The following is a 17,544-nucleotide window of genomic DNA, read 5'->3' as shown; positions in this document are numbered from 1 at the left end:
CGGAGTGTACGGGGGCCTCCCGTCTACCGGAAGCCCTGACGGAAAGGAGGTTTTATGCAGGAAGAAGTAAACCAAAAAACAGTTGCACTTTCGATCAAGACGGCGAAGCTGACGGGAAAAGTGCTGGCCGCCGCTCTTGGCAAGGTGGTTCGGGCGCTGCAAAAGCAGCACCGAAAGGCGCTGACCCCGCAGGGCCGCCAGAGCGTGAAGAAGCTGATGAACCACTACGGCGGCAAAAACGCCATGCAGTATGTGGGTGCGCCGAAGGATTTTGACCGGATAGCGAAGGAGTTCCATGTGGACTACGCTTTCCATAAAGTGAGCCCCGGCCATTACCTGCTGTTCTTCAAAGCCAATCAGGCGGACGCCATCACGGCGGCCTTCCAGAAATACAGTACAAAGGTGCTGAACAAAGACCAGGACAAGACTTCTATCCTCGGCCAGCTCCGCAAGCTCACGGAGCAGATCAGGACAAAGCCGAAGGAGAAGCAGCGGACCAGAGAGGCGGTGAAGGACGGACGTTGAGTGACAAGATCAGAAAATATGTGCTCCCCAACCTGCCGTACCTCTTTGTGTTCTGGTTTTTCTCCAAAATCGGGACGGCCTACCGTATCGCGCCCGGCGCAGACTTCGGGACAAAGCTCATGGGGATGCTCGACACCTTCCCCAAAGCCTTTGAAACTTACTGGCCGGGGCTGGGTGGCATTGATCTGCTGGTGGGCCTCGCCGGTGCGGCTGGGGTGTATCTGCTGATACAGTCCAAAATCAAGCAGGCAAAGAAATTCCGGCGGGATGCGGAGTACGGCACCGCCCGCTGGGGAACAAAGGAGGATATAAAGCCGTTTGTAGACCCCAAATTTCAGAACAATGTCATTCTGACCGGGACGGAGTTCCTTACCATGAACACCCGCCCGAAGATACCCGCCAACGCCCGCAACCTGAACGCCTGCGTCATCGGCTCGTCCGGTTCGGGCAAGACAAGGTTCTGGCTGACCCCGCAGCTCCTTCAAGCCCACTCCTCGTATGTGGTGGTGGACCCGAAGGGCGGCACCCTCGACCAATGCGGGCGGTTCCTGCAACGGGAGAAATATAAGGTGCGGGTGTTCAATAGTATCGACTTCTCCAAATCCATGCACTACAATCCGCTGGCCTACATCAAAACGGAAAGCGACGTGCTGAAATTCGTCACCGCCCTGATCGCCAACACCAAAGGCGACGGCAAGGAGGGCGACGAGTTCTGGACCAAAGCCGAAACCCTTTTGTACTGCGCCCTTGTGGCCTACATCGTATTTGAGGGGCCGGAGGAAGAACGCAATATGAATACGCTGGTGGAAATGATAAACAGCATGGAAGTCCGGGAGGATGACGAAACCTTCAAAAACGCGGTGGACTATATGTTTGACGGGCTGGAGCGCCGGAGTCCCCAGCACTTTGCTGTGAGGCAGTATAAGAAGTACAAGCTGGCAAGCGGTGATATATGCTCTAAGTGACTTCTTAATCATGATTGTGTCATGGTTAGTGAAGCAATCACTTAGAGCATTTTTGTTTCAGGAGGTACAGCTATGAGAAACGAAAAAATCACCCCACTGTACGAGCGCCTGAGCCGGGACGATGAGTTACAGGGCGAGAGCAACTCCATATCCAACCAAAAACAGATGTTAGAGGATTTTGCACGCCGGAACGGGCTGCCAAACCCTACGCACTTTACCGATGATGGTATCTCAGGCACCCGTTTTGACCGCCCCGGATTTTTGGCGATGATGGAGGAAGTGGAGGCAGGGCGTGTAGAGGCAATCGTCATCAAGGACATGAGCCGGTTGGGGCGCGACTATCTGAAGGTCGGTCAGGTTATGGAGGTTTTGCGGCAGCGAGGCGTTCGTCTGATTGCCATCAACGACGGTGTGGACAGTCTGAAAGGCGATGACGATTTTACCCCGTTCCGCAACATCATGAATGAATTTTACGCCCGTGATACCAGCCGGAAAATTCGCTCTGTGTTTAAGTCAAAAGGCATGAGCGGCAAGCACCTGACCGGCACTGTGATTTACGGCTACTTATGGGACGAAAAACGGGAGCATTGGCTGGTAGATGAGGAAGCTGCCGAAGTGGTGCGCCGTATCTTCGCCCTCACGCTGGAGGGATATGGGCCTTATCAGATCGCCTGCAAATTATCCGCAGACCGGATTGAAATTCCTGTCGTACACCTTGCCCGCTTCAACGAGGGTGTGAACCGTTCAAAGCCGGTCAAAGACCCCTATGGATGGGGGTCATCTACCATCGTGAACATTTTGAAAAAACGAGAGTATTTGGGGCACACCATCAATTTCAAGACCCGCAAGCACTTTAAGGACAAGAAAAGCCACTATGTTTCTGAGGACGAGTGGACGATCTTTGAGAATACCCATGAAGCCATTATCGACCAGCAGACCTTTGATCTGGTGCAGAAAATCCGCAGCAATGTACGGCGTTATCCAAACGGCTGGGGCGAAGCAGCTCCCCTCACAGGCTTGCTCTATTGTGCAGATTGTGGCGGCAAGATGTATGTCCACCGCACCAACAATGGCAGGCGGATTTCTCAATATACCTGTTCCAATTATACCAAAGTTCCGTGTGGGACACTATGCCCTACACAACACCGTATCAATGAGAGTGCTGTTCTGACATTGGCTTCTGACACGCTCCGGGCTATCGCTGAATATTCCAGAAATGACCGGACGGAATTTATTCACACCGTTCAGGAAACGCAGGTTGCTCAACAGAGTGCCGATATATCGAAAAAGCGCAGGCATCTGGCCGCTGCTCAAAAGAGAGCCGGAGAACTGGAAAAACTGATTTGCAAAATCTATGAGGACAATGCCCTCGGCAAGCTGCCGGATGCACGATATAGGGCGCTTGATGCACAGTATGCCAAAGAGCAGGACGCACTTGAGATTGAAATTGCGGAGCTGGAAAAGGCTGTGACCGGCTACGAGCAAAGCCAGAAATCAGCGGAGAAATTTATAGCCCTGATTGATAAGTACGAGAATTTTGACACGCTGACAAATACCATGCTCAACGAGTTTGTAGAGAAAATCCTTGTCCATGAACGCTCCCGAAAAGGCAGTCAGGATACCACGCAGGAAATTGAAATTTACTTCAATTTTTTAGGACGCTATATCCCGCCATCCTTACAGCCGGTTCCTTTAACTCCAGAGGAACAGGAAGAATTGCGGAAAAAAGAAGAACGCAAGGACAGGCTCCATCAGAACTATTTGAAGCGGAAAGCCAGCGGCGCACAGAAACGGTATGAGGACAAAATCAAGGCGAAGAAAAAAGCGGAAATGGACGCTAAGAAAGCCCTGATCCGGGCTGAGGATATGAAAAAAGGTGTTTTTTCTACTGTCGGACAGCTACCGAAAGAAGAACCGCGCAAAGGCAGCATAGCAGCCAGCGCAGCAGTCTAATCATCACGGAGCAAAGGAGAATGAATATGAGTAAGTTGACTTACATTCGTTGTGGAGATTATGATATACCCAACCTAAAACTTTCTGAACAGCCGGAAACTTCTATCGGCAAGTACGGCAGGATGCGAAAATCCTACCTGAAGGAACATCGTCCCATTCTCTACAACCAACTGCTGATGAGCGAGGAGCTGTATCCACACCTGTTAGAGATTGACCGGACAGCGCAGGAGCGTATGGACACCATGTTACCTCACATGATGGAGGCTGCGGGTGTCACTGAGGAACTGAAAGCCTGTGATCCTATGCGTTGGGTGGGGCTGATGAACACATTAACGGCACAGATTGAGGAAATTTTAATCAGGGAACTGATTTGCAGCTGAATGGGAGGTGTGGGAAATGTTGACCTTTGAAAAGGTTTTGAAAGTGTTTCAGGCATATCTGGATGATGACCCTCTGTATGAGGTGGTTCAGACCAGCCACGGTTATACATTAATGGCATGGGAACCCCACCGGAATGACTGGTATAGCGCCGAGATACAGAAAACCCCAGAGGATTTACGGAACGCTTTGCTGGGTACATACGCCAACTTTCTGGAAGATAAAATTACCGGAAACGAGCGTGAACTGACTGTGACAGAAACCAGAGAAATCCAGCAGAGGTGTCGGGAACTTTTGAAAAAGTGCCGGGAACCTTGATATAGAAATGCCAGAAGGAGGCCGCGATTATGCGTCCTCCTTCTGCTTCGCAGTCTGTTCCATTTTGAGCGCCCCGTCTATGGCACCTTCGATAATCGGCAGGTATTCTTCAGGACAGAGCTTCAGCTTGTGGCTGACCCGTTGCCGCTGTTCGCTTTCTTCTCGCATGATCTCCGGGTTAAAATACCGTTCCACGGGAAGTCCGCAGACCTTAATCAACTGGATCATCACAGGCAGGCTCGGAATCGCACCTTGATTCTCAATGTTGGCAAGATACCGCCATTCAATCCCAACCATTTCTGCCAATGTTTTTCGTGCCAAACGCTTTGTCTCTCGTGCGGCTTTGACATCTGCACCGAAGGTTTCAAAACCGGGACAATCTTCAACTTTCGTCATATAACATCACCCAGCTACATTGTATAATTCATACTTTGCCCGTGGAATATTGCTATATGCAGGTTAATTGAAGTTTATAATTCATATATAAAAGACCAGCGCCACTCAAAGTTGCTGGTCTTTCCGCATAATGATTTATTGTTAATTCTCTTTTAATGAAGCAATCCATGCTTGGATTGCTTCCACCAGTACATACTGCTGACGCAAAACAGCCATACCTGTTGCGGGAATACTGGGCTCATTTTCTTTTTTCTGTATATTATGTTCCAAATAGGATTTTAAAGTACTAATATTTTTCTCAATTTCTGCTATGCACGATTTTTGTTTTTCAGGTGGCAAGGAATCCAAATTCACAATAACAGCGTTGAAGTCCAGAAAAATGTTAATAGGTTTTCCAGAAATCTCAAACATGAGCCGTTCAAATTCTGCTTCTCCGGCTTCCGTCAGGGAATAAATCGCTTTTTCTGGCATCTTCCCTTCCTTTACGATTTCGCCTCGGATTAGCCCCTTTTCTTCTAACTGAATGGCTTTTTTATAAATGGATGGAGTGCTGATTTTTACCCATTTGGATATGTTTCTATATTCTACTAACTTTTGAATATCGTAGGCGCTCATTGGCTCCTTTTTCAATATTCCCAACACGATTAAATCTATGGTCGCCATGTGGAATCACGCCCTTTCACTATGCTTTCTGCATGAAAGAATACTGTCAAATTTGCTATAAATTATAGTATTAGATTTTATACTCTTTGTCAAGACAAATCGCCTCGCTTCTCTTGACATATACTATAAATTATAGTACTATGATTTATGTGGTATGATACTATAATCTATACTACTGTAAATTATACTTAAAGAAGCGAAAGGAGAATTAACAATGAATGAACGCAACAACAAACTTGAGCTTTTGGGCAGTGCGCCAATCCCCAAAGCTCTGATGGCTCTCGGCATACCGATTATGATTGGGATGTTGATCAATGCACTCTATAATCTGGTGGATGCCTATTTTGTGAGTGGCTTGGGCAAAAGTCAAATGGGTGCTATTTCTGTCGTATTTCCGTTGGGACAAGTCGTGGTTGGTTTAGGCCTTATGTTCGGTAACGGAGCCGCATCCTATCTGTCAAGACTATTGGGGCGCGGAGATAAAGATACCGCCGATAAAGTGGCAAGCACCGCACTGTATAGCAGTATTCTGATTGGTGCTATTATCATCCTACTTTCTACGATTTTCCTTAAACCAATTTTGGTAATGTTGGGCGCGACGGAAACAATTATGCCGTATGCCTTGACATACGCAAGAATTTATGTGCTGTCCTGTATTTTCAATGTGTTTAATGTAACAATGAACAATATTGTAAGTAGCGAGGGGGCAGCAAAAACGACCATGTGTGCCTTGCTATTGGGAGCCGTATTGAACATCGGATTAGACCCTCTTTTCATTTATACTTTGGACATGGGAGTAGAAGGTGCAGCAATCGCCACAGCAATTTCGCAAATGGTATCCACGCTTGTTTATCTTACCTATGTTCTGCGAAAAAAAAGCGTATTTTCGTTCAGTATAAAAATATTTTCTCCTACGAGGCAAATGATGGCGGAAATTTTGAAAATTGGAGTTCCCACTTTGGTGTTCCAACTGCTGACAAGTCTTTCGATTGCGCTAATTAACCGCGCATCCAGCAATTATGGCGATTCGGTCATTGCAGGCATGGGGGCGGTTACGCGAATTACTTCTATGGGAACTCTTGTTGTCTTTGGATTTCTGAAAGGGTTCCAGCCTATTGCTGGATTCAGCTATGGGGCAAAGAAGTTTGATCGCCTGCGCGAAGCAATCAAAACCTCAATCATTTGGTCTACAAGTTTCTGCTTAGTTGTGGGCTTGGTGATGGCCGTTTTTTCTACGCAGATTATCTCTCAATTTACTGAGGGAGATACTCAAATGATTTTAGCAGGTCAAAAATCACTGTTTGCAAATGGGATCACATTCATTCTTTTTGGTTTCTACACGGTTTACTCCTCTTTGTTCCTTGCCTTGGGCAAAGGTGCGGCAGGTTTCTTTTTGGGAGCATGTAGACAAGGTGTCTGCTTTGTTCCTGTCATTTTGCTGCTGCCTATGGTATGGGGAATGAACGGAATCCTATATGCCCAACCCATCGCGGATGTAATTTCCGTAGTAATCACTGTATTTATGGCGTTACACCTTCATCGGGAATTGTCTATGGCTGAAAAACAGGTTATGTCCAATTCGGAAATATAAAGTACTTCCCCTTGACTTTTGCTATCAACAATAGTACTATTGATAATAGTAAAAGTTGGAGGTGTAGTTATGTCGTCAATCGATTTAGTCATACTTGGTATTGTATTGGAAAAACCACAAAGCGCCTATGACATTCAAAAGGATGTGGAGTACCACCATTTTTCCCGCTGGACAAAAATAAGCGTACCTTCTATTTATCGCAAGGTTCTCCAGTTGAGCGAAAAGGGTTATCTGCAAAGCGATATTGTCAAGGGCGATAAGTTTGCGGATAAAGCTATTTATTCTATTACCGATCAGGGCAGAGCGTATTTCAAGGAGCTGATGGCCTCTTATGCCGCTGGCCCAGTACCCTTGCTATTCGATTTCAATGTGGTTATTACCAATTTGAACAAGATGGACAAGGCCGAAGCGTTGGAGCTGGTTTCGGCTTTGCGCCGGAGCATACAGTCCTCGGCTGAATCCAACGAGGGCTATGCGCGGGAATTTACAGACATTCCTTTGGTTGGGAGAACGATTTTTGAGCAGCAGCAGTTTCTCTATCGCGCCCTTTTGGAATGGCTGGATCACTTTGAAGGGCAGTTCTTAAAAGAATGAGCACAGTCCCCCAAAGCAGTTTGACCATCCTGTTTGAAGCTCCATTTTGGATTGGTCTATACGAAAGAACGGATAACGGTAAGTACGAGGTATGTAAAATCACTTTTGGTTCAGAGCCCAAAGACTATGAGGTCTATGAGTTTCTGCTGAAGAATTGGCATAAATTGAAATTCAGTCCCCCGATCCAGACCGAAGTAGCCATAGAGCGAAAAATCAATCCCAAACGAATGCAGCGCGAAATCCAAAGTCAACTGCAAGATAAAGGCATTGGCACAAAGGCACAGCAGGCGTTGAAACTCCAGCATGAGCAATGTAAGCTGGAACGGAAAACCAAGAGCCGTGAGCAGAAAGAGGCTGAGAAAGACCGTCAGTTTGCCATACGGCAGGAAAAGAAGAAAGCCAAGCACAGAGGAAGATAACATGAAGATAGAATGGATTTTATGCCCCTTTTGCGGCAGCAAAACGCGATTGAAAATCCGCGATGATACAGTACTGGAAAACTTTCCGTTATATTGTCCTAAATGCAAACATGAAACCCTGATTACAGTAAGAAAACTAAATTTATCCATCGTTCAAGAGCCAGACGCACAGACGCAGAGCCGATAATACACAAGGTAAATTCACTTGTGGTTATCGGTCCTTTTTTATTTCAATATACGACGAGAGCCTGCCCCGCCCAACGGGGAAAGAAAAAAACCGTAGCTGGGCAGGTTGATTTTGTGCGCTTACTCTACATACTCTGGCGGCGGTTTTGAGAAATCAGAGCCGCCGTTTCTTTTCGCCTATCCTAAACCAACGACGACCTAACACCGTGTAAATCCACGGCGGCATATAGGAGGATTGCCGCCGTGTCTATTTTTGCCTATTTTCACAGCACCCATGACCTGCACCAGCTAAAAAAAGCCTGTTCCCAGCAGCGGAGCAATGCGGCCGGTGGTATGCACTATACCATGTAATTAAACAGCAAAATATATTCCATGACGCTCGTATGGCTTTATGCCGTCCGGGCGCTTTTTTGTCCCTATGGAGCCGGAACATCGGGTCAGCATGGCCCGAACTTTATCCCCGGTGCCGTTCTCCACCACCCCATTCAGATTTTCCCGAAAAAATCTGAATGGAGGAAAGGCAGATGGAAGTTACCATCAATTATAACGGACAAGCTGTGACCGTGGAGATCACGCTGGAAGTCTATGAATTTCTTGACCGGGCCGATCACAAAACGGAGAACCTGTTCCATGAACAGCGGCGGCATTGGGATGGCCGGGAGTTTGACGAGTACATCATTACCACCGAGGGCGTAGGAGCCTACGGCGAAACGCCGGAAGAATACCTTTGCCGCATGGAAACGCTGCATGAGCTGATGGCAGTTCTGGACACTTGTACCGAGGCCCAGCGCCGCCGGTTCCTGCTCTACGCGCTTGACGGACTGAGCCTTGCAGAGATCGGTGTGCTGTGCGGCTGCTCCAAAGTGGCTGTGTATCAAAGTGTGGAGGCGGTCAGAAAAAAATTTATAAATTTCTTTGGGAACAGGCTTAACGAATGACCTGTTTTCTGGCTACCAAGTGAAAGGGATCATTTCCCTTATCTCAGCGAGGGGCGGACAGCGGACGAGCTGCCCGCCTCTCCAATTTTCAGGAGGTAAGCCTATGAAAACAATCAATCTGCGGTGGATGTATCCCCACTACCGGCATGACGAGTTTGTGGATGTTACGGACGAGGTATGGGCAGCGATGTATCAGGCCCAGCGGGAGATGGAGAACTATGAGCGTCGGAAAGTCTACCACCGCGCCTACTACTCTCTGGACGCATACAGCTGGCTGGAAAATTACGCACTGGAACACAGCAGATCGCCGGAAGATATTTTGCTGGAACGAGAAGAAATGACCACCCGCCTGCACCTGATTGCAGCTCTGCCTGCGGCTCTGGCTCATGCCACTCCGACACAGGCCCGCCGTGTTCACGCCTACTACATTGCCGGTATCAAGCAGCCGGAAATCTCCCGGAGAGAGGGCATCCACAGCAGCAAGGTCAGCGTTGCCATCCGTCGAGGTCTGCGGAATATGCGCCGCTGCTATGATGACCTTTTTCAAACAGAGTGAGGGCGTGCCTATGCAGACCATCAATCTCAAACAATATTATCCATTTTGCAAAGAGGACATTTTTGTGGAGGTGTCCGATGAGATCGTCGAAGCGTTTCTTCTGGATAAGAGGGCCGAGGCTTCCAGAGAGCGCAAGATGTTCCGATATAAGGCGTTTTACTCCCTCGATTGTAACGACGGAATCGAAAATGCTGCAATCGGCTGGGCGCAGCCATCGCCAGAGGATCATCTGATAGAAAAAGAGGAATTAGCCGAATACGAAGAACTGATACGGCGATTGTACGAAGCCATTTCCTCTCTGCCGCCTATGCAGGCTCGCCGTGTCCATGCCCGCTATATGCTGGGTATGAAAGTGAAAGATATTGCCGCAATGGAGGGTATCACACCATCGCAGGCGGGAAAATCCATCCACGCTGCACTGCGGGGGCTACGCCGGTACTTTGCGCGTCAGAAATGGACGGTCAATCTATGAGCGTTTCCAAAGAAAAGAGGTGCATGACATGAACGAAAAAATTACAGCCCACCCCTCAAAAGAAGAACGGGAGAAAGTCCTGAAGGAGATCTGGCAGCTTGAAAACCGCAAGAAGATTTTAGAGAACAAGCAGCGGAATGAAGAACGCAGGGTTCGCACCCGCCGCTTGATTGAGCGCGGAGCCATTTTAGAGGGGATTTTCCCGCTGGCTCCTAACCTTTCCGGCGCAGAGGTCAAAGCATTTCTGATTGCCCTGTCCCACCTTCCGGGGGCTGTGGAATTGACTGCAATCCTTCCAAAATCCGGGGACACGCCATAAGTCCCTTGTTTACAAGGGCGCACTTATACACCGTTGCCGGTGCTGTGCGCCCTGCCGGGGACATTGCGTACTTCGTCCGCGATGGGAAGCTACGCTCCCCAAACCCCTTGTGCGCTCTGCACAGCCAAACACCCGCTTTGCGTTTGTCCGGCTCCACAGAGCCTGTTATCCCCTCACTGAAAGGAGGTGTTCCCCATAGATTTCTGTCATATCCCCGTCAGTATCATCAAGCGCAGCGCAGGCCGTTCTGCCGTTGCCGCAGCTGCTTACCGCAGCGGAACCAAGATGACAAATGAATGGGATGGAATGACCCACGACTACACCCGGAAAGGCGGCATTGTCCATGCGGAGATCATGCTGCCCGCCCACGCCCCGCCGGAATTTGCAGACCGTTCTATCCTCTGGAACAGCGTGGAGCAAATCGAGAAAGCAAGGGACAGTCAGCTTGCCCGCGAGATCGAAGCAGCCCTGCCCCGTGAACTGTCCGGCGAACAACAGCTTGCCCTTGTGCGTGCCTATGTGAAGGACAACTTTGTAGACAAAGGAATGTGTGCCGACTTTGCTATCCATGACAAGGGAACCGGCAATCCTCATGTCCATATCATGCTGACGCTCCGGCCTCTGAAAGAAAATGGACAGTGGGGCGCAAAGTGCCGCAAGGCATACGATCTGGACGAGAACGGACAGCGTATCCCGGATGGGAAAGGCGGCTGGAAAAATCATCGGGAGGATACGACCGACTGGAACGATAAAGGAAATGTGGAGATTTGGCGGGCAGCGTGGGCAGCCTACACCAACCGGGCGCTGGAATCTGCCGGTAGACCGGAGCGCATTGACCACCGCAGCTACAAGCGGCAGGGCATTGATAAAATCCCCTCTGTCCATCTGGGGCCAGCTGCCAGCCAAATGGAAAAGCGCGGTATCCGCACCGACAAGGGGGAAGTAAACCGACAGATCGCCGCCGACAACAAACTGCTGAAAGAAATTAAAGCCCGCATTACCCGTCTTTATCGCTGGTCGAAAGACGAAGCGGAAAAACCACAAACACAGCAAAGCAGCTTGACTGCTTTGTGGGAGGCCCAGCAGCAGTTGAACACTCCCCGCACCCGCACCGGCAAAATCCGGGCTTTGCAGGAAAGCGCTGCACTATTTAGCTTTTTACAGGTAAACGGCATCCAGTCTATGCAGCAGCTTCATGAAAAAATCGCTGATATGAACAGCCGTTACTATGACCTGCGGGGAAAGATCGTCAAGGCTGAGCGCCGGATCGCCATTCTTACCGAACGCGGGGAGATGTGGGAACAATACAACCAGTACAAGTCCATCCACAAACAGCTTGCCAAAGTAAAGCCGGAAAAGCGGGAACAGTTTGAGCAGCGCCACAGCCGGGAACTGATCCTGTATGACGCAGCAGCCCGGTATCTGAAAGAATTGAAAGATAGCGGCGAGGGGATCACCCCGAAGGCATGGCAGCGGGAGATCGACCAGCTGACCGCCGGAAAGCAGACGGACACGCTTGCCATGAAATCCATGAGGGAGGATTTGAAAGCAGTGGAACGGCTCCGCAAAACCGCCGAGCAGCTGTCCCGACAGGAACGGGACAAGTCTCACGACCGTGGGCCGGAGCGGTAAAGGCTACCGCGTTTTGGCGTACCTCTGTCAAGTGCGTCGCGTTTCACGACATACCTTTGCATACAGAAAAACCGCCGTACAGGTTTCCCCATACGGCGGCAGACTGTTTATTTGCCGAACAAGTCGCTGTGTGTGCCGGTGCGGGCCAGCGTCAGCACCAGAACATCATCCTCTATGCGATAGACAAGCAGCCAGTCCGGGAGAATATGACATTCCCGATGGCCCGCCCAATCGCCGGACAGGTCATGGTCGCGGTTCTTATCCGGCAGCGGTTCGCCCATTGCCAGCAATGCTACGACCTGCTCCAGCAGCTCAATCTTCAAGCCACGCTTTATGGCTCGTTTGTAGTCTTTTTTGAAACTGGTCGTGTACTTGACGGTATATTTGGTTTCTTTCATCTTTTCAGGTCAGCAAACAACTCGTCAAGGTCATTGTAGCCCTTTACAGACGGGTCTTTTGCAATCCTTTCCGCTTCCAGCATGGCAGCAACCGTTTCTTTGTTCGGCTGTTCCAGCCTTACCTCAAAGGGAATGCCGCCTTCACGAAGCGACTGGCGCACAAAGATGTTAAACGCCGTAGTCAGGTTCATGCCAAGTTCAGTAAACAGTGCGTCCGCCTGCGCTTTCAAATCTGCGTCCATGCGGATACTGATGTTTGTGGTATTTCCAGCCATACGATCAACCCCTTTCTGCTGGCAATTATAGTATATGCCATTTGCACGAAGAAAACAATACTTTGCACGAATATTTAACAATAAATTCATTCGAGGAGGTTACACGCTTTATGAAAGAAATCATTTATGAAGAACAACAAGACTGAACCTATCCCTGTCATGGATTACCGCCAGTATCGCAGAGCGCGGAAACTGGTGCATGAGTGCTGTAACTACATCGACGGAAACTGTATCGCTCTGGACGATGGGGAGGAATGTGTTTGTGTCCAGTCTATTTCCTACTCCCTGTTGTGCAGGTGGTTTCGGGCGGCGGTATTACCGCAGGATAAGGAACTGGAAACGGCGCTGTTCCACCGGCTGAATGCTAAGAAATGCTCCGTATGTAGGGCGCTGTTTACCCCCGGTTCCAACCGGGCCAAATACTGCCCGGAATGTGCCGCACGCATGAAGCGGATCAACGCCGCAAAGCGCAAGCGGAAACAACGGGAGAAATGTCACGCTTTAGGGGCTGAAAAACCCTTGTAAATCAAGGCTTTTTTCGGGGGTGTCAAAGGCAGTCTGATAGATTTATCCTCTGCCCCCTAAAATAGCCTTAAAATGCGTACAGAATCCCAAGAGAACCACAAGGAGGAACCCTATGTCAGACAATCGAAAATATTATTACCTGAAACTCAAAGAAAACTATTTTGATGATGATTCCATCGTGCTGCTGGAAAGTATGCAGGACGGTGTGCTGTATTCTAACATTCTGCTCAAGCTGTATCTGAAATCGCTGAAACATGGCGGGCGGCTCCAGCTTGACGAGGACATCCCTTACACGGCGCAGATGATCGCCACCATTACCCGCCAGCAGATCGGCACTGTTGAGAGGGCCTTGCAGATATTTTTGAAGCTGGGTCTTGTGGAAGTGCTGGACAGCGGCACATTCTACATGAGCAACATCGAACTTTTAATCGGCCAGTCCTCTACTGAGGCCGAGCGAAAGCGGGCTGCAAGGCTTCAAAATAAGGCTCTTTCTGCGCTCCGGATAAGTGGCGGACATTTGTCCGACATTCGTCCACCAGAGATAGAGATAGAGTTAGAGAAAGAGATAGAGATAAAGAGAGAGATAGAGAAGGTACGCCCTGAAACGGGGCACCCTTCCCACACTTATGGCCATTACCAGAATGTTTTCCTGACAGATGAAGAACTGGCAGACTTGCAGGCCAGCTTTCCTGCTGTATGGGAACAGTACATCGAAAAACTGTCCGAGTACATGGCTTCTACCGGCAAGCGTTATCAGAGCCATGCAGCGACCATCCGGCGCTGGGCCGGTGAGGACGCTAAAAAAGCTGTCACACCCTCACGCAACCGGGATTACAGCGTAAAGGAGGATGAAACTGTATGATTGAGATTACCGCAGAAATCCGGGCGTTCATCGACAGGGCAGCTGTCGGTGTGGAATTGGCTGAGGACGAGTATATAGATCCGTCAGACGGTCTCATCCACTGTAAGAAATGCGGCGGCCAGAGGCAGACCGTTGTGCCATGCTTTGGGAAATCCGGCTACTTTATGCCGCGCTGCATCTGCCAGTGCCAGCGGGAGGCTGAGGAGCAGCGCAAGGCTGCTGAAGAACGGCAGCGCCGCATGGAGCGTATCAAACGCCGAAAGGCACAGGGCTTGCAAGACCGTTATCTGTACGACTACACATTTTTCAATGATAACGGGCAAAACCCATTGATGGACAAGGCTCACGCCTATGTGGAGAACTGGAAAGAGGCATATAAGAGCAATATCGGGCTTTTGCTGTTTGGAGATGTGGGAACCGGCAAGTCTTTTTTCGCCGGATGTATTGCCAACGCTCTACTTGACCAGGATGTGCCGGTGCTGATGACGAACTTCCCCACCATTCTGAACCGCCTGACCGGGATGTTCTCTGAGGACAGGTCAGAGTTTATTGCCAGCTTTGACGAATATGACCTGCTTATCATTGACGATCTGGGTGTAGAGCGCAGTACAGAATATGCTATGGAGCAGATGTTTTTCGTCATCGACAGCCGCTATCGCAGCCGCAGACCCATGATTATCACAACAAACTTGAAACTGTCCGAGTTGAAAAACCCGCCTGATCTGGCTCACGCCCGTATCTATGACCGTATTCTGGAACGGTGTGCGCCGATTCTCTTTGACGGGAAGAATTTCCGGGAAGAAAATGCCGGTGCTACCCGACAGGCAGCAAAAGACATTGTAAACAGTAAGCACGATTGATTTTTTACCGGGCGGCACAGACCCGTTCGGAGAAAGGAGCGCCATGAACAAAGAACCCCGTACTATGCAGGTGTCAGACGCCGCTACTGCGTCCAGAGCGCCGGAAAACACGCCGGCGATGATAAAGAAAATCGGAAAGACAACCTACAAGGTTCATGTCCATTTCAGCAATACCAGCACAGAAACCATGAGCGATAAAATCAAGCGTATGCTCAAAAATGAAATTCAGCAAATGTGACAGACTGATAAACGAAGCCGCCTTGTGCTAAACTGATGATGGTACGCACCAAAATTTTTGTCAAGGAGGACACGAAAATGCTTTACACAGAAAAAGAGAAACATGAAATTGAGCGAGTAAAGGAAGTCTTTGCGGAACATCTGCGGCAAAGCCCTGATTTTGAACTGCTCTGGTCGGACAAGGTAGGCTATGTCTGGCTGACGATTGGCGTCAATCCAGTCTATGTGGATACCGGTATCAGGATAGAATCTGCCGCCGATCTCTGCGGCAGGTGTTTGGATGATGTTGCTACGGATGTTTTATATATGACAGGCAACGATCATGCACTGGAAGCAGCCGATCCGCTGGAATTGGCCGAAATCAAGCGGCGCTGGGAGCCATATATCAACCAACTGCCAGACTATGCGTATCTCTGCAAAGACCTGCTGAACGGAAAAATGTAATCTATCAAACGAGGTGTCAGGAGCCATACAGTGCTTCTGGCACCTTTTTTGTAGATTTTTTGTGAATTTGATTAAAAAGTCCTTGACAATTTGTCTCTGGCAAGACAGCTAAGAGCATACTGATTAGCTGCGGGGCCCGCCTCGCTCCCTTTGACATTCCCCAGCTTCGGGAGATCATGTCCTATGACGAGCTGGAGCTTGACCGGCTGGGGGATGAAAAATCGGCGCTGTTTTTCCTTATCAGCGATACGGACACCACCTATAACTTTCTTGTGGCCCTCGCTTTCTCGCAGATGTTCAACCTTCTGTGTGAACGTGCCGACAACACCTACGGCGGACGCCTGCCCCATCATGTACGGGTGCTGTGGGACGAGGCGGCCAACACGGGACAGGTGCCGGGGCTGGAAAAAATCGTTGCCGTTATCCGTTCCCGAGAGATCAGCCTGACGCTCTTTTATCAGGCCATGAGCCAATGCAAGGCGCTGTACAAGGACCATTCCGAAACCATCATGGGAAACATGGACAGTATCGTGTTCCTCGGAGGCCGTGAGGCTTCCACCCTAAAGGATATTTCGGAAAACTGGCTGGGCAAGGCCACTATCTCCATGCAGACCGAGGGCCGCTCCCGTGGGCAGTCGGAAAGCTACAACCAGAACACCCAGCGGCTTGGCCGGGAGCTGATGACGACCAGCGAAATCACCACCATGCCGGGAGACAAGTGTATCTTGCAGCTTCGAGGGCTTCCGCCCTTCTTTTCTCCCAAATACGATTTGAAAAAGCACCCCAACTACAAGTACACAGCCGAGTTTGACAAAAAGAAAAACGCCTTCCACTTGGAAAGCCTGTTCCGCCACCGGCCATTGAGACTAAAGCCGGAGGACAAATACACGGTGTACGAGGTGGACTGCTCCGACACAGACGAAGAAGCTGACCTGTTGAATTTCGACGATCTGGACAGCGACGAGTTTGTGTAACTTCGGGCCATGATGGCCCGAAGCGCCGCCAATGTGGGCGGCTTTTTTTGTACCCAAAACCAACAAACAAAATGGAGGAACGTATATGGAATTTTTTAACTCTGCTATCGACATTCTCAAGATTCTGGTCATGGCGCTGGGCGCTGGTCTGGCGGTGTGGGGCGTCATCAATCTGCTGGAAGGTTACGGGTCCGACAACCCCGCGGCAAATGCTCATGTACGGTAAGGAAGCAAGCAACCGAAAACAAGAGATAGACCGCCAGCACTACACTATTCCGAACCAAAGACCAAAAGATAAGCATTGTGGGAAAATCTAAACTTTTGGATTTTCCTACAATGCCGACTACGGCGGAATCCCTCCCACTCCTTATATCTTTCTTTCCGTATACATTGAATTTGTATTTAGTAAATGCTATAATGTCCCTATTCAAATTATAAATGTGTTGAATTAGTTACATGTACATATTTTTTGTGCCGGAGGAAGTGAAATGAAACAAAAAATTTATCTCATTACAGGCTTAATGGCTTCTGGAAAATCTACAGTTTCCGATTTACTGGCAAAATCAATAGAAAAATGCGTCCATCTTCGTGGTGATGTGTTCCGAAAAATGATTATTTCAGGCAGAGAAAATATGTCAGCTACCCCATCAGCGGAAGCAGTCCGCCAGCTGTACCTTCGATACAAATTGACTGCTGATGCGGCAAGGTCATACTTTGACAACGGCTTTTCTGTAGTGATCCAAGATAACTACTACGGTGATGAATTAAACCGAATGATAAATTATCTGCATAAATACCCTGTTGAGGTTGTCGTTCTTTGTCCAGATGTGGAAACAATAAAAGAAAGGGAACGATACAGGGAGAAAACAGGCTATTCCGGCTTTACGGTTGAAACCTTATACGATACATTTATGCAGACAACACCACGGATCGGCTTTTGGCTGGACAATTCCAATCAAACACCACAGCAGACAGCAGAAACCATTCTGAACACCAGGAAGCCGGTATGATTGTTACATATAAGGGGAAGAAAAATTTCTTTTAGGTACTTGCTTTCCTAAAAC

23 protein-coding genes and 3 pseudogenes are annotated in these 17,544 nt (G+C 49.2%); 22 read left to right on the top strand and 4 right to left on the bottom strand.

Annotated features, from left to right (window positions below; all coding sequences use genetic code 11):
- Window positions 1–54: 54 nt before the first annotated feature.
- From KJS55_RS13035 to KJS55_RS13020, 5 genes and pseudogenes are all read left to right on the top strand, one after another.
- Window positions 55–525, top strand: a complete 471-nt coding sequence (locus KJS55_RS13035; protein WP_213543469.1) for a PcfB family protein — start codon at window positions 55–57, stop codon at window positions 523–525.
- Window positions 522–1,472: pseudogene (locus KJS55_RS17400) on the top strand (type IV secretory system conjugative DNA transfer family protein); the annotation flags it as partial. The gene KJS55_RS13035 and the pseudogene KJS55_RS17400, both read left to right, overlap by 4 nt.
- Window positions 1,473–1,562: 90 nt before the next feature.
- Window positions 1,563–3,443, top strand: a complete 1,881-nt coding sequence (locus KJS55_RS17395; protein WP_228300539.1) for a recombinase family protein — start codon at window positions 1,563–1,565, stop codon at window positions 3,441–3,443.
- A 26-nt stretch (window positions 3,444–3,469) separates the two neighbouring features.
- Window positions 3,470–3,823 carry a TnpV protein gene (locus tag KJS55_RS13025; protein WP_062808226.1) on the top strand — a complete coding sequence of 118 codons (354 nt, stop codon included), beginning with the start codon at window positions 3,470–3,472 and terminating at the stop codon, window positions 3,821–3,823.
- Window positions 3,824–3,839: 16 nt separating this feature from the next.
- Window positions 3,840–4,139: a hypothetical protein gene (locus tag KJS55_RS13020; RefSeq protein WP_213543468.1), complete on the top strand. Its 300-nt coding sequence runs from the start codon at window positions 3,840–3,842 to the stop codon at window positions 4,137–4,139.
- Window positions 4,140–4,166: 27 nt separating this feature from the next.
- Here KJS55_RS13020 and KJS55_RS13015 read toward each other — a convergent pair whose 3' ends face one another.
- Window positions 4,167–4,535 carry a helix-turn-helix transcriptional regulator gene (locus tag KJS55_RS13015; protein WP_213543467.1) on the bottom strand — a complete coding sequence of 123 codons (369 nt, stop codon included), beginning with the start codon at window positions 4,533–4,535 and terminating at the stop codon, window positions 4,167–4,169.
- Between the two features lie 141 nt (window positions 4,536–4,676).
- Complete coding sequence (locus tag KJS55_RS13010) at window positions 4,677–5,198, bottom strand: PadR family transcriptional regulator (protein WP_213543466.1); 522 nt, start codon at window positions 5,196–5,198, stop codon at window positions 4,677–4,679.
- Between the two features lie 214 nt (window positions 5,199–5,412).
- Between KJS55_RS13010 and KJS55_RS13005 the strand changes: the two genes are divergently transcribed.
- The 9 genes from KJS55_RS13005 to mobQ all read left to right on the top strand — a co-directional run bounded on the left by KJS55_RS13005 (window position 5,413) and on the right by mobQ (window position 11,905).
- Window positions 5,413–6,789, top strand: a complete 1,377-nt coding sequence (locus KJS55_RS13005; RefSeq protein ID WP_176256124.1) for an MATE family efflux transporter — start codon at window positions 5,413–5,415, stop codon at window positions 6,787–6,789.
- A 69-nt stretch (window positions 6,790–6,858) separates the two neighbouring features.
- On the top strand, window positions 6,859–7,383 hold the full coding sequence (locus tag KJS55_RS13000) for a PadR family transcriptional regulator (RefSeq protein WP_176256123.1): 525 nt from the start codon (window positions 6,859–6,861) through the stop codon (window positions 7,381–7,383).
- The gene (locus KJS55_RS12995; RefSeq protein WP_176256122.1) at window positions 7,380–7,802 is read left to right on the top strand and encodes a YjdF family protein; all 423 of its coding nucleotides are present in this window, start codon (window positions 7,380–7,382) and stop codon (window positions 7,800–7,802) included. The genes KJS55_RS13000 and KJS55_RS12995 overlap by 4 nt, the downstream gene beginning before the upstream one ends.
- A gap of 1 nt (window position 7,803) precedes the next feature.
- A complete protein-coding gene (locus KJS55_RS12990) occupies window positions 7,804–7,989 on the top strand; it encodes a cysteine-rich KTR domain-containing protein (protein ID WP_117510411.1) in 186 nt (61 codons plus the stop codon).
- 523 nt (window positions 7,990–8,512) lie between these two features.
- Window positions 8,513–8,926, top strand: a complete 414-nt coding sequence (locus KJS55_RS12985) for an RNA polymerase sigma factor (protein ID WP_176256121.1) — start codon at window positions 8,513–8,515, stop codon at window positions 8,924–8,926.
- Window positions 8,927–9,029: 103 nt separating this feature from the next.
- A complete protein-coding gene (locus tag KJS55_RS12980; protein WP_176256120.1) occupies window positions 9,030–9,482 on the top strand; it encodes an RNA polymerase subunit sigma-24 in 453 nt (150 codons plus the stop codon).
- Between the two features lie 10 nt (window positions 9,483–9,492).
- Window positions 9,493–9,954, top strand: a complete 462-nt coding sequence (locus KJS55_RS12975; RefSeq protein ID WP_118556432.1) for an RNA polymerase sigma factor — start codon at window positions 9,493–9,495, stop codon at window positions 9,952–9,954.
- 28 nt (window positions 9,955–9,982) lie between these two features.
- On the top strand, window positions 9,983–10,273 hold the full coding sequence (locus KJS55_RS12970; RefSeq protein ID WP_107630807.1) for a DUF3847 domain-containing protein: 291 nt from the start codon (window positions 9,983–9,985) through the stop codon (window positions 10,271–10,273).
- A 186-nt stretch (window positions 10,274–10,459) separates the two neighbouring features.
- Window positions 10,460–11,905, top strand: a complete 1,446-nt coding sequence (gene mobQ, locus KJS55_RS12965) for a MobQ family relaxase (RefSeq protein ID WP_213543465.1) — start codon at window positions 10,460–10,462, stop codon at window positions 11,903–11,905.
- A gap of 107 nt (window positions 11,906–12,012) precedes the next feature.
- On the opposite strand, the gene KJS55_RS12960 is transcribed toward mobQ, so the two are convergent.
- Both KJS55_RS12960 and KJS55_RS12955 read right to left on the bottom strand, forming a co-directional pair.
- Entirely contained in the window at window positions 12,013–12,303 is a 291-nt protein-coding gene (locus tag KJS55_RS12960) for a type II toxin-antitoxin system YafQ family toxin (protein WP_002596328.1), read from the bottom strand.
- Window positions 12,300–12,578 carry a type II toxin-antitoxin system RelB/DinJ family antitoxin gene (locus tag KJS55_RS12955; protein WP_005924829.1) on the bottom strand — a complete coding sequence of 93 codons (279 nt, stop codon included), beginning with the start codon at window positions 12,576–12,578 and terminating at the stop codon, window positions 12,300–12,302. The genes KJS55_RS12960 and KJS55_RS12955 overlap by 4 nt, the downstream gene beginning before the upstream one ends.
- 126 nt (window positions 12,579–12,704) lie before the next feature.
- Between KJS55_RS12955 and KJS55_RS12950 the strand changes: the two genes are divergently transcribed.
- The 8 genes and pseudogenes from KJS55_RS12950 (at window position 12,705) to KJS55_RS12915 (ending at window position 17,490) form a co-directional block, all read left to right on the top strand.
- Window positions 12,705–13,103, top strand: a complete 399-nt coding sequence (locus tag KJS55_RS12950; RefSeq protein WP_031475896.1) for a cysteine-rich VLP domain-containing protein — start codon at window positions 12,705–12,707, stop codon at window positions 13,101–13,103.
- A gap of 112 nt (window positions 13,104–13,215) precedes the next feature.
- Window positions 13,216–13,965 carry a phage replisome organizer N-terminal domain-containing protein gene (locus tag KJS55_RS12945; protein WP_213543464.1) on the top strand — a complete coding sequence of 250 codons (750 nt, stop codon included), beginning with the start codon at window positions 13,216–13,218 and terminating at the stop codon, window positions 13,963–13,965.
- Window positions 13,962–14,825, top strand: coding sequence for an ATP-binding protein (locus KJS55_RS12940; RefSeq protein WP_213543463.1), 864 nt, complete (start codon window positions 13,962–13,964; stop codon window positions 14,823–14,825). The genes KJS55_RS12945 and KJS55_RS12940 overlap by 4 nt, the downstream gene beginning before the upstream one ends.
- Before the next feature lie 64 nt (window positions 14,826–14,889).
- Entirely contained in the window at window positions 14,890–15,063 is a 174-nt protein-coding gene (locus tag KJS55_RS12935) for a transposon-encoded TnpW family protein (protein WP_428846520.1), read from the top strand.
- A 77-nt stretch (window positions 15,064–15,140) separates the two neighbouring features.
- Window positions 15,141–15,506, top strand: a complete 366-nt coding sequence (locus KJS55_RS12930) for a hypothetical protein (protein WP_118280944.1) — start codon at window positions 15,141–15,143, stop codon at window positions 15,504–15,506.
- Window positions 15,507–15,592: 86 nt separating this feature from the next.
- A pseudogene (locus KJS55_RS12925) lies at window positions 15,593–16,480 on the top strand (VirD4-like conjugal transfer protein, CD1115 family); the annotation flags it as partial.
- An 85-nt stretch (window positions 16,481–16,565) separates the two neighbouring features.
- Window positions 16,566–16,694: pseudogene (locus KJS55_RS12920) on the top strand (Maff2 family mobile element protein); the annotation flags it as partial.
- A gap of 274 nt (window positions 16,695–16,968) precedes the next feature.
- Window positions 16,969–17,490 (top strand): P-loop nucleotide/nucleoside kinase family protein, encoded by a 522-nt coding sequence (locus tag KJS55_RS12915; RefSeq protein ID WP_003505403.1) that lies wholly within the window; start codon window positions 16,969–16,971, stop codon window positions 17,488–17,490.
- Window positions 17,491–17,544: the final 54 nt, after the last annotated feature.

Origin of the sequence: Pusillibacter faecalis, assembly GCF_018408705.1 — a bacterium.
In the GTDB taxonomy this organism is placed as follows: Bacteria; Bacillota; Clostridia; order Oscillospirales; family Oscillospiraceae; genus Oscillibacter; species Oscillibacter faecalis.
Note: the sequence above shows the minus strand (reverse complement) of the source record. Positions and strands in the feature narration are given on the sequence as shown.